The following is a 14872-nucleotide window of genomic DNA, read 5'->3' as shown; positions in this document are numbered from 1 at the left end:
GGGAGCCGATAGGAACGGTGCTGCTAAACCCGGATCGGGAACAGCAGACCGAGAAAAAAGCGGCATAGCAAAACGGTTGACGCGACAACTACCTTGAAAAACGCCGCGGGTCACTTTTGGAAAGAGCGCCAAAAGTAACCAAAAACGCTCTGCCCCACCACTCGGCACCTCGCTTAGGCTCGGTGTGCCCTCACTCCGGCATTGCTCCGTGGGCCGCCGCGAAGGGCCATCCATGACCCAGCGCGGCTATCCCGGCATCCATGCCGGGATGCCCACTGCGCAATGCCTGCGTTCAGCCAGCGTGGTTAACGGGGCGCCCCAGATCAAAAGCAAAAACGAGGCGGCCTGATAGCCGACCTAGTTCTGGGCGGGGCCGCGTTTCCCCTGTGGGAGCGGGCTTGCTCGCGAAGGCGGTATCACAGTCGATGAAGATATTGAATGTGCTGGCCTCATCGCGAGCAAGCTTTGCTCCCACAGATCTGATGGGTGTACGACCGGGAGAGCCAGGTCGGCTATAAGGCCGCCTCGCGGTGGACGTTGATCTCGGCGCCCCGTTAACCACGCTGGCCGAACGCAGGCATTGTGGAGTGGGCATCCCGGCATGGATGCCGTAGCCGCGCTGGGCCATGGATGGCCCTTCGCGGCGGGCCCACGGAGCAATGCCGGAGTGAGGGCACACCGAGCCTAGGCGAGGTGCCGAGTGGTGGGGCAAAGCGTTTTTGGTTACTTTTGGCGCTCTTCCAAAAGTGACCCGCTGTAAGAGCGGAACCGTCAGCGGCCGTTACCGCAGAAACGGATATACACACCACCCCTGAAATCCCCGCTCGTAAAACTATAGATCAACATCACGACTAATTCGGAGCTTTTGCGTTTGAGAAGAGGCGTTTGCCCAGACCTGCTCCATTTGTAGGTTCAGCTTGTAAGCCTTTGCCTAGTGTTACGTAAGCGATCAGTTCCTCATCGTCGGGACAGACCGCTATAAACACCGTGATCTTTTTGTATTTGTCTGATTTATAACGAAAATTTATTGATGAACGTAGCGTTACAGAGCAAGCCACCTGTATCAGCCGCGTTGCACTCGCCTGGGAAAATACTAATATCAGTCCTGTGTCGACGGACAGACACACCCGTCAAGGACGATGGGAAGGAAGGACATCGCAGGACGCGATTCATCAGGATGATGAAAAGGATTAAAGGGATTAGGGAAAAAATGTGGGCGGGTCAAACCGCCCCTTTTTTTTGCCTGCGATTTCTTGACCCGGAAAAGCAAAAAGGCCCGCAAGGGGCCTTTTCCACGAAAGCAGCAACGATCAGCGTTCCAGATCCTTGAGCTTGCCTTCCTTGCCATCCCACTCTTCAGCGTCCGGCAGCGCATCTTTCTTCTCGGTAATGTTCGGCCAGATCTCCGCCAGTTCGGCGTTCAGCTCGATGAAGTTCTCCATGCCGGCCGGCACTTCGTCTTCCGAGAAAATGGCATTCGCCGGGCATTCCGGTTCACACAGGGCGCAGTCGATGCACTCGTCCGGGTGAATGACCAGGAAATTCGGCCCTTCGTAAAAGCAGTCCACCGGACACACTTCTACGCAGTCGGTGTATTTGCACTTGATGCAGTTGTCGGTGACGACGAAGGTCATTTCTAATTCTCTCCTCAGGCGGCGGCAGCGAAGCCCCTTCACGGTAGGGTCGCCAGGTTTGGGAGCGATAGTCTGCGAACCAGGCTAATAGTCCGCAGCATCCCAAACCGCGCGCGATTCTAACAGCTTGAAAGCCGGTGTGTTAGATCCGTGTCTTCAATGTATAGAGTAAATCCAGTGCCCGACGAGGTGTCAGGTCGTCCAGATCGAGCTTGGCCAGTTCATCGAGCACCGGATGCGGCAGGCTGGCGAACAGGTCGCTTTGCTGCGGCGCGGCCGGTTTGCCTTTGGTCGGACGCGGCGCTTCGTGGGGCAGGCTGGTGGTTTCCAGGCGGCTCAGGTGCTCGCGGGCACGGGTAATGACTTCACTTGGCACGCCGGCCAGTTGCGCCACCGCCAAGCCGTAGCTCTGGCTGGCCGGGCCGGGCAGCACGTGGTGCAGGAAGACGATGCGTTCGTTGTGCTCGGTGGCATTGAGGTGAACGTTGGCCACCAGCGGCTGGCTTTCCGGCAACACGGTGAGTTCGAAGTAATGGGTGGCGAACAGCGTGTAGGCCCGCAGGTGCGCCAGCCGCTCGGCCGCCGCCCAGGCCAGGGACAAGCCGTCGAAGGTGCTGGTGCCGCGTCCGACTTCGTCCATCAGCACCAGGCTGCGTTCGGTGGCGTTGTGCAGGATGTTCGCGGTTTCGCTCATTTCCACCATGAACGTCGAACGTCCACCGGCCAGGTCGTCGCTGGAGCCGATGCGGGTGAAAATCCGGTCCACCAGGGACAATTCGCAACTGGCCGCCGGGACGAAACTGCCAATGTGGGCCAGCAGCACGATCAACGCGGTTTGGCGCATGTAGGTGGATTTACCGCCCATGTTCGGGCCGGTGATCACCAGCATGCGGGTGTTGTCATCCAGGTTCAGGTCGTTGGCCACGAACGGCGTGGTCAGTACTTGCTCGACCACCGGGTGACGACCCTGGCTGATGCGCATGCACGGCTCACTGACGAAGCGCGGGCAGTTCAGGTCCAGGTTCAGTGCGCGTTCGGCCAGGTTGCTCAGCACGTCCAGTTCCGCCAGGGCGCCGGCGGTGTCCTGCAATGGCGGCAATTGGCTGATCAGGTCCTCGAGCAACGCTTCATAGAGCATCTTTTCCCGGGCCAGGGCGCGGCTCTTGGCCGACAGCGCCTTGTCTTCGAACGCCTTGAGTTCCGGGGTGATGAACCGCTCGGCGCCCTTGAGGGTCTGGCGGCGAACATAATCGGCCGGGGCCTGTTCGGCCTGCTTGCTTGGCAATTCGATGAAATAACCGTGGATGCGGTTGTAGCCGACCTTGAGGTTGGCAAGGCCGGTACGGGCTTTTTCCCGGGCTTCGAGGTCGATCAGGAACTGGCCGGCGTTCTCGCTCAGCGCTTGCAGCTCGTCGAGTTCGGCGTCGTAGCCGGTTTTCAGCACGCCACCGTCACGGATCACCGCCGGTGGGTTATCGATAATGGCTTTTTCCAGCAGCGCGGCCAGCTCCGGGTAGGTGCTGGTGGTGCGCGCCAGTTGCTGCAGGTGCGGCGCTTCGAGGTCGGTCATCGCCACCTGCAATTCGGGTAACGCGCCGAGGGCATCGCGCAGGCGCGCCAGGTCGCGGGGACGAGCGTTGCGCAAACCGATGCGGGCGAGGATCCGCTCGATGTCACCGATTTCCTTGAGTTGCGGTTGCAACTGCTCGAAGCGATAACGATCGAGCAGGCAGGTAATGGAGGACTGGCGCGCCAGCAGCACGGTCAGGTCCCGCAGCGGCCGGTTCAACCAGCGGGTCAGCAAGCGGCTGCCCATGGCGGTCTGGCAGCGATCGACCACCGATTGCAGGGTATTGTCGCGCCCGCCGGCCAGGTTGGTGTCCAGTTCCAGGTTGCGGCGGCTCGCGCCGTCCAGCACCACAGTGTCATCCAGGCGCTCATGACGCAGGCTGCGCAAGTGGGGCAGGGCGGTGCGCTGGGTTTCCTTGGCGTAGGCCAGCAGGCAGCCGGCCGCACCGATGGCCAGGGTCAGGTTCTCGCAACCGAAGCCCTTCAGGTCCTGGGTGGAAAACTGCTGGCAGAGACTTTTCAGCGCCGAATCACGCTCAAAATCCCACGGCGCCCGACGCCGCACGCCACGGCGTTTTTCTGCCGGCAGGTCTTTGGGCCAGTCATCCGGGATCAACAGCTCTACCGGATTGACCCGTTCCAGCTCCGCCAGCAGGTTTTCCCAGCCCTTGATTTCCAGCACCGAGAAGTTGCCGCTGGTGATGTCCAGCACCGCCAGGCCGAACAGGCGTTCATCGCCCAGTACTGCGGCGATCAGGTTGTCCCGGCGCTCATCCAGCAAGGCTTCGTCACTGACCGTGCCTGGGGTGATGATCCGCACGACTTGGCGTTCCACGGGCCCTTTGCTGGTGGCCGGGTCGCCGACTTGCTCGCAGATCACCACGGATTCGCCGAGCTTGACCAGCTTCGCCAGGTAACCTTCCGCTGCGTGGTAAGGAATCCCACACATCGGAATGGCCATGCCCGCCGATTGCCCACGTGCCGTCAGGGTGATGTCCAACAGCTTGGCGGCTTTCTTCGCGTCCTCGTAGAAGATCTCGTAGAAGTCGCCCATGCGGTAGAACATCAACTGATCGGGATGCTGGTTCTTCAGGCGCCAGTATTGCTGCATCATCGGCGTGTGGCTGGAAAGGTCGTTCACGGCGGTATTCATGGGTGTCAGGCAAGCTCGTTGAAAGGTGTAGGGCAAAAGGAGGGGCATTGGCCCGGCTTTTCCGCGATGGGCGCAAGGTTAACATGGGTGGTCGGGGGGGACCCAGTTTGGGATTGGGTGTATATCCGTTGCCGCGGTAACGGCAACTTATGGTTCCGCCCTGACGGCGGCTCACTTTTGAAGAGCGCAAAAGTAAGCAAAACGCTTTTGCCCCACCACTCGGTGCCTCGCCTAGGCTCGGCATGCCTGAACGAAGGCATTGCTCCGTGGGCCGCCGCGAAGGGCCATCCATGGCCCAGCACGGCTAACCCGGCATCCATGCCGGGTTGCCCACTGCGCAATACCTTCGTTCAGCCAGCGTGGTTAACGGGGCGCCCCAGATCAAAAACAAAACCGAGGCGGCCTAATAGCCGACCTGGTTCTCCCGGTCGTACACCCATCATATCTGTGGGAGCAAAGCTTGCTCGCGAGGCGGCCTGACAGCCGACCTGGCTCTCCTGGTCGTACACCCATCATATCTGTGGGAGCAAAGCTTGCTCGCGAGGCGGCCTTACAGCCGACCTGGCTCTCCTGGTCGTACACCCATCATATCTGTGGGAGCAAAGCTTGCTCGCGAGGCGGCCTTACAGCCGACCTGGCTCTCCCGGTCGTACACCTATCATATCTGTGGGAGCAAAGCCTGCTCGCGAAGGCGGCCTTACAGCCGGCCTGTCTCTCCGGCTGTACCCAGATCCAATGTGGGAGCGAGCTTGCTCGCGATGACGGCAGCCAATACAACTTAGTTGTAACTGGACTACCGCTATCGCGAGCAAGCTCGCTCCCACAGTGATGACTCGGGTTTCTCTTAGGTCTTGGCTTGCATCATGAGTGCTACCTCGCCTCAACCACATCCAACGCCCGGTTCGCCAACAACTGGCTCAGCTCGATCATCTGTTGAACCCCCAGCAAGATATTCCGCCGCGAACCCTTCAGGTCGAATGCCAGGTCGCTGACCATGGCGTTGGCCGAGGCCAGGGTTTCGCTGAGGTTGGCGAGCAGGCATTCGGCGTCGATGTTGGGGGCGATGATGAAAAGGGTGTCGGGTGTGTCGCAGGTTTCTTTGTCGGCTTTCGGCTTGAGGTAATAGTCCAGGGCGCGAGTGGCCGCGTCGTCGAGTTTCTTGGCGTTGGCCGATTGGCTGCGGGAGACGTGATCGTCTGGGGGATTTGGAGTGTTCTTCGGCATTCTATGGATCCTTGAAGTTGAGCCACCACTCACTCGCGACTAAACGAGGGGCGGCAGCTGTACGCAGGTTAGTCGACCGGGGATCCAAGAAACCGGCGCGCCCGAGGGCGCCCTGCGCACAGCTACCATCAAGTGCAGGAATAGAAGTACCTGACTGAATGGAGCAATGAGCACCTTGGAATACCGAGCGACTAAACCCGATCACTGATGGGCAGTGACAGGATCAAAAGTACCGATGGCCCCCAAGGCGCACAAGCCGGCGGATTCTGGCGTAGTTGTAGGCAGTGGCGCAAGAAAACGTAGCCTTGCGTCGCACATTTGAAGGACGGGTTTGGAGCCTTTTCTTAGGGACGTGTAGGGCAAATCCCGGGCGGGAGAGTTTGGCTTTTGTAGGAGCTGGCGAAGCCTGCGATCTTTTGATCTTTCGCTTGAGATTCAAGTGTCTGGGGAAAGATCGCAGCCTCGTTGCACTCGACAGCGCCTACACATTGCATATTTATGCAAAACAGCATTTGTCTTCTGCGAAAAGAACAAGCACTATGCGCGTTATGCAAAAACGCAACGTTTCTACCGTATTAAGAGCATTGCTCGATCAGCACGGGATCTCCCCCACGGAGCTTCACCGGCGTACCGGCGTGCCTCAGTCCACCCTCTCGCGGATCCTCAGCGGCAAGATCGTCGATCCTTCGGATAAACACATCTCGAAGATCGCCGAATACTTCGCCGTGAGCACCGACCAGTTGCGCGGGCGCGCGGACGTTGTGCCTGTCGGCAATGCCCGCCGCGATGAGCCGCATTCCGAACTCAAGGACATAAGCCTGTGGGACGACGAAACACCCGTCGAAGAAGACGAAGTGTCGGTCCCTTTTCTGCGCGAGGTTGAATTGGCTGCTGGATCAGGAAGATTCGTCATCGAGGAAAGCGAGCGCTCAAGTCTGCGCTTCGGCAAGCGCAGCCTGCGCCATAACGGCGTGCAGTTCGACCAGGCCAAATGCGTGACGGTGCGCGGCAACAGTATGTTGCCGGTGCTGCGCGACGGGGCCACGGTTGGGGTGAACGCAGGCAAGTGTGGGATTGGCGACATTGTCGACGGTGACCTCTACGCCATCAATCACAACGGCCAATTGCGGGTGAAGCAGCTTTATCGCCTGCCCACCGGCATCCGCCTGCGCAGCTTCAACCGTGATGAGCATCCGGATGAGGACTACACCTTTCAGGAAATGCAGGACGAGCAAATCGTCATCCTCGGTCACGTCTTCTGGTGGGGCATGTACGCCCGTTAACCCTTCCGCTGTCAGATAAAACCCGCCGTCGTGCGGGTTTTTTTTCGCCTCCTGAAAACCTGCAACCCCCGTGTTCTCAAGGGCTTCATGCATTTGCGCATCGACTGCGCATAATTAAATGCATTTGCGCATTGACTGTATATGCATCCATGCATATTCTGTGTCCAAGCCGCTCGACAAAGCGGCTGGCAACGAAGCTCTTTAGTTCCACCAACAGGCAGCGATGAACCGGCCTTAACGGTTCAGAGGGTTGGCAACTGACCCGGGTGTGCAGCGTAAAGCACCAGAAGCAGTTATCCGGCGGGCAGGGACCGCGGTCGGAAGAACAATTTGAATGGATCCGTACCGCGCCAGTCGCGCCGAAAGATCAAGCGCATTACTGAAAAGCCTGGGCAACCGGGCTTTTTGGAATGCCTGCGTCGTGAGGCACTTCAAACCGCCGCCAATGGGAGGGCTTTCGATGCTGAAGGATTTCAGATGCGGTAGCTGCAAAAGACTTCTGGCCCGCATGGGCGAGAACACCGAACTCCAGATCAAGTGTTCCCGATGCGGGACGTTGAATCATGTGAAGGCCGTTGAGCCTCGAGTGATCGCCAGAGAGCGAGATGAGCGCTGTTGATCAACCGCGCGATCAATCAATAACTCAAGAGGTGAATCATGAATCGTTTCAAGAAATACGTCGCCCCACTGTTGCTGTCCATTGCGCTGCTCGGTGTCGGGGGCAACGCTAGCGCCGCCAACCTTCTGGTCAACGGTAGCTTCGAACAGCCAGGCTGCAGCGGCAGTTGCATCCTTGATACTCCGGCGAAAGCCAACTTCATCACCGGTTGGACGACGTTTTTGTCCGGTGCCGAGTACTTCAATATGCCCGCCTCGATCGGGGGTTCCGTGGCTGCGGATGGCGTTGTGATTGTCGACCTGGCCAATTATGTCTATGGCAACGGCGGTGGTATCCAGCAGAACTTCGCCACCGCAGTAGGCGCCAAGTACCGATTGACCTTCAGCGCGGGTAATTCGCGCTACGCCAGCCGCTCCGGCGACGGCACCATCCAGGTCAAGGTGGCGGGGCAGAGTGTCACCTTCAACACGCCGTCGGCGAAAGGTACCGCGGTGGAGTGGAGCACCATCACGTATGACTTCACGGCCACTTCTGCTCAAACGACTTTGGCGTTCTCCAATGAGCAGAACCCTTACGCCAACTTCGCCTTCATCGACAACGTCATCGTTGAGCCACTGTAAAACATCGGTTGCCCTGCGAAGACCCGCCGTCCCCAAGCAATCATCCATCACCCCAGGAAACGAGACATGACAAACGAGCAACAAGCGTTGCTGGACATGCCGATCTGGCTGGTCATCGTGCTCGCCCTGGTGGGCGGGGTGTCCGGCGAGATGTGGCGCGCCGACAAGGAGGGCGCCCGTGGCTGGCCGCTGCTGCGCCGCGTGGTTCTGCGCTCCGGTGCCTGCGTGGTCTGCGGCGTGTCGGCAACCATGCTGTTGTACGCCCTCGGCATGTCGATCTGGAGCGCCTGCGCCTTGGGTTGCCTGACCGCCATGGCTGGCGCCGATGTGGCGATCGGTCTTTACGAGCGCTGGGTCGCCAAGCGGCTCGGCGTTTGCGAAGTCCCTCCGCGGGACGTTCCTCCTGACCAGCCGTGAAGCGATACCGCGGACCTGCGTGTGTTTTTGCAGATGCTTAAAGATTGCATATGGAAAGTACAACAGACTACTGGTCCGAGTGGGCGAGTATGCCCAGCTCCAGATCAAATGTTCCCGGTGCGGGACGTTGAAGCAATATCCAGGTCAACGCAGGCTATTTCATGCGCGGTCGTTGGTCGATCGACAAGGTCACCGCCAGTGGCGATCGGGAAAAAAGCTATCGCTGCTTGATTCATGCAACCTGCCTGGATGCCAAGGCCTGACCCCATCGCCCCTGTGGGAGCGAGCTTGCTCGCGATTGCGTTCTGACATTCAACACCTGCACTGACTGACACACCGCCATCGCGAGCAAGCTCGCTCCCACAGATTTGTTCAGCGTTGCACCTACCTCTGCGCCCAACCGAGTCCTTCTGTGGGAGCGAGCCTGCACCGTCTCTACAACTGGAGTCCCCCCATGAAGATCACACCGATCCTCACGCAGTTGCGTGAGCAATGTCCGACGCTCGCTCATCGCGTGGCCGCAGGCTTTGACCTCGCCACACTGCAAGCCGAGACCCCGCTGCAGACCCCTTGCGCCTATGTCCTGCCTACCGCCGACATTGCCAGCAAGAACGCAGCTCAGAACGTCACGCTGCAAGCGGTGTGTGATCGCTTCGATGCCGTGCTGGTGCTCGACGCCACTGATGCGACAAAAGCGCTGGATCTGTTGCACGACCTGCGGGCCGAACTGTGGCGCGCACTGGTGGGGTTCAAGCCGGGCGCCGAGTACACCGGCGTCGAGTACGACGGCAGCGAACTGGTTTCCATCAATAGCAGCCGTGTGTTGTACCGGCTGCGCTTTTTCGCCGAGTTCCAGCTGGGCCGCAATCTGGCGAGCCAGCCTGCCGAAAGCTGGCACGAACGTGAACTGGACGGCTTGTCGTCCTTTACCGGGGCCACCGTGCGGGTCGATGCCATCGACCCGGCGGACCCCAACCTGAAACGTCCCGGCCCCGACGGGCGCGTGGAACTGACTTTCTCTGGAGACGTAACCCCATGAGCAAACGCATCACCGTGCTGCCGGCCCCGGGCCGTGCCGTACCGGACCCGGAAGCGGGCGATCTGTTGCCCCTCGAAGGCCGTGAAGTGCCAGACAACGCCTGGTGGCGTCGACGTCTGGCCGATGGCGATATCACTACCAAAGCCGTGAAAGCGGCAAAACCACAGGGAGCCAAATAATGGCGATCGGATTCAGCAATATTCCCGCGGACATTCGTGTGCCGCTGTTCTACGCCGAAATGGACAACTCGGCCGCCAATAGTGCGTCATCGGCCATGCGCCGGTTGATCGTCGCCCAGGTCAACGACAACGTCGCCCCGGCGGAAGTCGGCAAACTGGTGCTGGTGTCCAGCGTCGCGCTGGCCAAGAACATTGGCGGGCAGGGCTCGATGCTCGCCTCGATGTACGAGACCTGGCGCAAGACCGACCCGCTCGGTGAAATCTGGTGCCTGCCGCTGCACAACGTCGAAGGTGCCATCGCCCAGGGCGTGCTGACCTTCACCGGCGCCGCGACTGAAAGCGGTGTGCTCAACCTGTACGTTGGCGGTGTGCGCGTCCAGGCCGCCATCGTCAATGGTGCTACAGCGGCTCAGGCTGCTACTGCGCTGGCCTTGAAAGTCAACGCGGCCGCCGACCTGCCGGTGACTGCTGCGGCCGCCGAAGGTGTCGTGACCCTGCGCGCCAAATGGACCGGTGACAGCGGCAATGACATCAGCCTGCAATTCAATCGCCTGGGCAAGAGCAATGGCGAAAACACCCCGGCGGGGCTGACCACCGCCATCACTGCGATGACCGGCGGCGCCGGTGTGCCGGACCAGACCGCTGCCGTTGCGGCCCTGGGCGACGAGCCTTTTGAATTCATCGCCATGCCCTGGTCCGATGTGGCAAGCCTCAACACCTGGCAAGCGGTCATGGACGACAACACCGGTCGCTGGTCCTGGGCCAAGCAGTTGTTCGGCCATGTCTACAGCGCCAAGCGCGGCACTATCGGTACCCTGGTTGCTGCCGGTCAGGCACGCAACGACCAGCACATGACCATCCAGGCCCTGGAACTGGGCGTACCGCAACCGTTCTGGATCCAGGCCGCTGCGTTGGCGGCGCGCACGGCGGTGTTCATCTCCGCCGACGCCAGCCGTCCGACCCAGAGCGGCAGCCTGCCAGGCCTGGACCCGGCACCGGCCAGCGAACGTTTCACCCTGACCGAGCGCCAGTCGCTGCTCAATTACGGCATCGCGACCGCGTATTACGAAGGTGGCTACGTGCGCATCCAGCGTTCCATCACCACCTATCAGAAGAACGCCTTCGGCCAGGCTGACAACTCCTACCTGGACAGCGAAACCATGCACCAGTCGGCGTTCATCGTCCGTCGCCTGCAAAGCGTGATCACCAGCAAGTACGGTCGCCACAAACTGGCCGCCGACGGCACCCGTTTCGGCGCCGGCCAGCCCATCGTGACCCCGAGCACGATTCGTGGCGAGCTGATCGCTCAATACGCCAAGCTCGAACTGGAAGGCCATGTGGAAAACGCTGAGCTGTTCGCCGAGCACCTGGTGGTCGAGCGTGACAGTCAGGACCCGAGCCGGGTCAATGTGCTGTTCCCGCCGGATTACATCAACGGCCTGCGGGTGTTCGCGCTGCTCAACCAGTTCCGTCTGCAATACGACGACGCCGCCTGAAGGTCGCGTTCAATCGCATGAATTCAGCCCACTTCGCGTGGGCTTTTTATTGAAGGGAGAAACACCATGGGTCAACTGATTGCGGGCACCTGCTACGTCAAAGTGGACGGCGCTCAACTGACCATCAACGGCGGCTGCGAAGCGCCACTGATGTTCACCAAACGCGAAACCGTCGTACCGGGTTTCTACAAGGAAACCGACATTGCCCCGTCCTTCAAGGTGACGGCGCTGCACACCGCGGACTTCCCGCTCAAGCAACTGGTTGCGGGCACCGACATGACCGTCACCTGCGAATTCAACAACGGCAAGGTCTACGTGCTGGCCGGCGCCTACCTGGTGGAAGAGCCTGTGTCCAAGGGTGACGACGCCACCATCGAGCTGAAATTCGAAGGCATCAAGGGGACCTGGCAATGAGCGATGTCGTGACGCTGCGCGTGGCCATCGAGGCCCACGGCGAGCCGGTGAGCGAACTGACCCTGCGCCGTCCAACGGTGCAGGAAGTCCGGGCGATCAAGGCGCTGCCGTACAAGATCGACAAGAGCGAGGAGGTGAGCCTGGACATGGACGTCGCGGCCAAATACATCGCGGTGTGCGCCGGTATCCCGCCGTCGTCGGTCAACCAGTTGGACCTGGCTGATCTCAACGCCCTGAGCTGGGCCGTCGCGAGTTTTTTCATGAGTGCGGCGTCGCAGCCATCGGCGACCTGATCGCCGCCGCCTATGACCTGGCCTGGTTCTGGAAGGTTGACCCCGAACAGATGATGGCCAGGCCACTGGATGTGCTCCGCGAATCCCTGGAGCACGCGCAACGGATCAATGCGATGCAGCAGGTGCAGTGATGGCAGACACACAGAAGGTAGAGAAAAAGGCGGTGCTGCTCACGGGCATCGATGAGCTGTCACCCAAGCTCGCCGGCCTTCGTGCGAAGGTCGCGAGTTTCAAGCAGAACCTCGACGCCACGGGCCTGGGCAGCCTGGACATTTCCGGTCTGCTGCCCAGCGGCGGCCTGGCCCAACCGTTTATGGACGGGCTCAAGTCGGCGCTGGCCTTCAAGGACGAAGCGGGCGCAGCGAGCGCGGCGGCCAGTGCCGTCCAGGCGCCTGACGCGCCCCGTGTAGCGGCACAGAACCTGGATGGATTGAAGACTTCCATCAGCAACGTGTCGGTGCAGTTCGGCTCGGCCCTGGGGCCTGCGGTCAACGCGGTGGCGGTCAGTTTGCAGCCCATGGTCAGCGGCGTGGCCCAGGTGCTGCAGGACAACCCGCAACTGGTACAGGGCCTGGCAAATGGCGTCGTAGCGTTCAACGCGATCCAGATGGCGGTCAGCGGCGCAAGCCAGGCGTTCGAGGTGGTGAACCTGGCCTTGAAGATGAATCCCATCGGCTTGATTGCCATGGGCATCGCCTTGGCGGCAGGGATGATCATCGCCCACTGGACGCCGATTTCGGCGTTCTTCGCCGGGCTCTGGCAGCGGCTTGCGCCCATCGTGCTGCCGATGGTCGAGTTCTTCAAGACGATGTTCGCCTTCACCCCGATGGGGCTGGTGATCAGTCATTGGGGCCCGATCAGCAGTTTTTTTGGCGCGCTCTGGAATGTGATCGTGGCGGCGGCAACGCCGATCATCGGTTTCATGCAGACGCTGTTCGCCTGGTCACCCTTGGGTTTGATTGTTGCCAATTGGACGCCCCTGACCGGGTTGTTCGCGGCGATCTGGGACCTGCTCAAGGCCTTGACCGTGCCGGTGATGGATGCCCTGAAAGGCTTGTTCGACTGGACGCCGTTGGGACTGATCATGGCCAACTGGGGCACGATCGGTGAAGTCTTCGCCGGGATCTGGGAGGGCATCCGCAATCAGGTGTCGATCATGCTGGCGGTGTTCAGCGGCCTGTTCGATTGGTCACCCATTGAGGGCCTCACTCAGCAATGGGGGCCGGTGGGCGAGTGGTTCAGCCAGTGGTGGAACGAGTTGCAGGAGGTGATCGCGCCGATCAAGGCGTTCTTCAATGGCGGCTTCGGTGAACTCATCACCACGTTCACTGGCAAGGTCGAAGGACTGACCGAGGCACAGCGCGCCACCAATGCCGAAGGCAAGGGAGAGCTGGCGCCGGCGTTTTTTGGCGGGGCCAGCGAGCAGCCTCCGGGCCTGTCGTCCAGCCTGGCGCCAGCGTCCGCCAACGGGCCTGCGAAAACCTCGTTGGCGCCCGGTGCGTTGCCGCAAACCTCCAGTGCCCTGGTGCAACAAAGTGCCGCCAACAACCGCACGCAACTCGAAGGCGGCCTGACCGTGCGTTTCGAAAACGCGCCGGCCGGGTTGCGCGCCGATCCGCCCCAGACCAATCAACCGGCCTTGGCGGTGAGTTCGCGCATCGGCTATCGCTCACTTTCCACAGGAGGTTCCAATGAGCTGGCGTGATCGTTTGTTGCCGGCGTCCTTTCGTGGCGTCGGGTTCTGGGTCGATCAGGCGAAAACCCCGGTCGGCCACAAAGGCCAGTTGCATGAATATCCACAGCGCGACCAGCCGTTTTTCGAGGGGCTCGGCCAGCAGGCGAAGATTCATGAGTTGACCGCGTTCATCGTCGGCCCCGATTGCCTGGAACAGCGCGACAAGCTGCTCAAGGCTTTGGAGCAGGGCAGCGGTGAACTGGTGCATCCGTGGCTGGGGCGCCTGCAGGTCAAGGTCGGCGAGTGCGACATGACCCAGACCCGCCAGGGCGGTGGGCTGGTGACGTTCGCCCTGAAGTTCTACCCCGACCAGCCACTGCAATTCCCTTCAGCCGCGATCAATAGTCAGAAACTGCTGCTGGTCTCGGCCGACAGCTTCCTCGGTTCGGCGGTGCGGCGCTTTGAAAATGCCATGACGTTGATCAAGGCCGCGCGGATCGGTATCGCGGATCTGCGCAACAGCCTCAAGGACATCTACGGCGTGATCGAGCAGGAGCTCAAGCCGTTGATCGAGACCTATCGGCAACTCAGCGATCTGGTCAAGGCGGTGAAAGAGCTGCCCAAGGAGGTGGCGGCCGAGTTCAAGGGATTGCTGGGGGACATTCGGGAACTGAAGGACTTTGCCCGTGACGGCTATCGCGGCGTGATTGCCAGCGTGTCGCAACAGGTGGAGGCCATTCGCAAGGCCGACGCGCCCAAACTCACCACCGGCAAGGACACCACGGCGGCGGCCCAGGCCGTGGCCGATCTGGTGCAGGACACGCTGCTGGTGCAGGCCGCGCAATGGATTGCGGCGATGCCGGTGGCGGCGCCTGTGGTCAAGTTGGGCGCTACGCCGTCGGTGGCGCAACAGGCCGTGCAACCGGTCCAGCGCCGGGACGTGCCGGTGGCCGACGATGTGCTGGCCCTGCGCGATGCCCTTAACGAGGCTATCTGGCAAGCCTCCCTCAAGGCTGATCCGGAGCACTACCAGGCGATGAACAACCTGCGCCAGCAAATGGCCGCGCACCTGACGGCGGTGGCGTCGTCGGGGGTAAGGCTGATCAACCTGTCGTTCAAGCAAAGCCTGCCGGCGCTGGTGGTGGCGTATCAGCAATTTGCCGATGCCACCCGGGTGACGGAAGTGACCCAGCGTAACGGCGTAGCCCATCCTGGTTTCCTGCCGCCCAATGACCTGAAAGTCTCGGGGGAGTAAGT

General features: G+C 60.9%; 14 protein-coding genes and 2 pseudogenes. 13 read left to right on the top strand and 3 right to left on the bottom strand.

Annotation, left to right across the window (positions count from 1 at the left end):
- Window positions 1-1310 precede the first annotated feature (1310 nt).
- From fdxA to ASC85_RS23630, 3 genes are all read right to left on the bottom strand, one after another.
- Window positions 1311-1634 (bottom strand): ferredoxin FdxA, encoded by a 324-nt coding sequence (fdxA, locus tag ASC85_RS23640; protein WP_057451608.1) that lies wholly within the window; start codon window positions 1632-1634, stop codon window positions 1311-1313.
- 142 nt (window positions 1635-1776) lie between these two features.
- On the bottom strand, window positions 1777-4344 hold the full coding sequence (gene mutS, locus ASC85_RS23635) for a DNA mismatch repair protein MutS (protein WP_164488495.1): 2568 nt from the start codon (window positions 4342-4344) through the stop codon (window positions 1777-1779).
- Between the two features lie 882 nt (window positions 4345-5226).
- A complete protein-coding gene (locus tag ASC85_RS23630) occupies window positions 5227-5580 on the bottom strand; it encodes a DUF6124 family protein (RefSeq protein ID WP_057451606.1) in 354 nt (117 codons plus the stop codon).
- 548 nt (window positions 5581-6128) lie between these two features.
- Here ASC85_RS23630 and ASC85_RS23625 point away from each other — a divergent pair.
- The 13 genes and pseudogenes from ASC85_RS23625 (at window position 6129) to ASC85_RS23580 (ending at window position 14870) form a co-directional block, all read left to right on the top strand.
- The gene (locus ASC85_RS23625) at window positions 6129-6863 is read left to right on the top strand and encodes a LexA family transcriptional regulator (RefSeq protein ID WP_028237204.1); all 735 of its coding nucleotides are present in this window, start codon (window positions 6129-6131) and stop codon (window positions 6861-6863) included.
- Between the two features lie 460 nt (window positions 6864-7323).
- On the top strand, window positions 7324-7482 hold the full coding sequence (locus ASC85_RS31560; protein WP_079303843.1) for a Com family DNA-binding transcriptional regulator: 159 nt from the start codon (window positions 7324-7326) through the stop codon (window positions 7480-7482).
- A gap of 38 nt (window positions 7483-7520) precedes the next feature.
- A complete protein-coding gene (locus tag ASC85_RS23620; RefSeq protein ID WP_057451605.1) occupies window positions 7521-8102 on the top strand; it encodes a DUF642 domain-containing protein in 582 nt (193 codons plus the stop codon).
- 66 nt (window positions 8103-8168) lie between these two features.
- A complete protein-coding gene (locus tag ASC85_RS23615; protein ID WP_057451604.1) occupies window positions 8169-8519 on the top strand; it encodes a phage holin family protein in 351 nt (116 codons plus the stop codon).
- Between the two features lie 27 nt (window positions 8520-8546).
- Window positions 8547-8649: pseudogene (locus ASC85_RS33950) on the top strand (Com family DNA-binding transcriptional regulator); the annotation flags it as partial.
- Between the two features lie 28 nt (window positions 8650-8677).
- Window positions 8678-8782, top strand: a pseudogene (locus tag ASC85_RS32320) (phage late control D family protein); the annotation flags it as partial.
- Between the two features lie 191 nt (window positions 8783-8973).
- Window positions 8974-9558: a phage tail terminator protein gene (locus ASC85_RS23610; RefSeq protein WP_057451603.1), complete on the top strand. Its 585-nt coding sequence runs from the start codon at window positions 8974-8976 to the stop codon at window positions 9556-9558.
- Complete coding sequence (locus tag ASC85_RS23605) at window positions 9555-9737, top strand: DUF2635 domain-containing protein (RefSeq protein ID WP_003198311.1); 183 nt, start codon at window positions 9555-9557, stop codon at window positions 9735-9737. The genes ASC85_RS23610 and ASC85_RS23605 overlap by 4 nt, the downstream gene beginning before the upstream one ends.
- Entirely contained in the window at window positions 9737-11233 is a 1497-nt protein-coding gene (locus tag ASC85_RS23600) for a phage tail sheath subtilisin-like domain-containing protein (RefSeq protein WP_057451602.1), read from the top strand. Before ASC85_RS23605 ends, ASC85_RS23600 begins: the two co-directional genes overlap by 1 nt.
- A gap of 66 nt (window positions 11234-11299) precedes the next feature.
- The gene (locus ASC85_RS23595) at window positions 11300-11647 is read left to right on the top strand and encodes a phage tail tube protein (protein ID WP_003198314.1); all 348 of its coding nucleotides are present in this window, start codon (window positions 11300-11302) and stop codon (window positions 11645-11647) included.
- Window positions 11644-11940, top strand: coding sequence for a phage tail assembly protein (locus ASC85_RS23590; protein WP_003198316.1), 297 nt, complete (start codon window positions 11644-11646; stop codon window positions 11938-11940). The genes ASC85_RS23595 and ASC85_RS23590 overlap by 4 nt, the downstream gene beginning before the upstream one ends.
- A gap of 130 nt (window positions 11941-12070) precedes the next feature.
- The gene (locus tag ASC85_RS23585; RefSeq protein ID WP_057451601.1) at window positions 12071-13645 is read left to right on the top strand and encodes a hypothetical protein; all 1575 of its coding nucleotides are present in this window, start codon (window positions 12071-12073) and stop codon (window positions 13643-13645) included.
- On the top strand, window positions 13632-14870 hold the full coding sequence (locus ASC85_RS23580; protein WP_057451600.1) for a DNA circularization protein: 1239 nt from the start codon (window positions 13632-13634) through the stop codon (window positions 14868-14870). Before ASC85_RS23585 ends, ASC85_RS23580 begins: the two co-directional genes overlap by 14 nt.
- Window positions 14871-14872: the final 2 nt, after the last annotated feature.

Source organism: Pseudomonas sp. Root401, from assembly GCF_001425105.1.
Taxonomy (GTDB): Bacteria; Pseudomonadota; Gammaproteobacteria; order Pseudomonadales; family Pseudomonadaceae; genus Aquipseudomonas; species Aquipseudomonas brassicacearum.
Note: the sequence above shows the minus strand (reverse complement) of the source record. Positions and strands in the feature narration are given on the sequence as shown.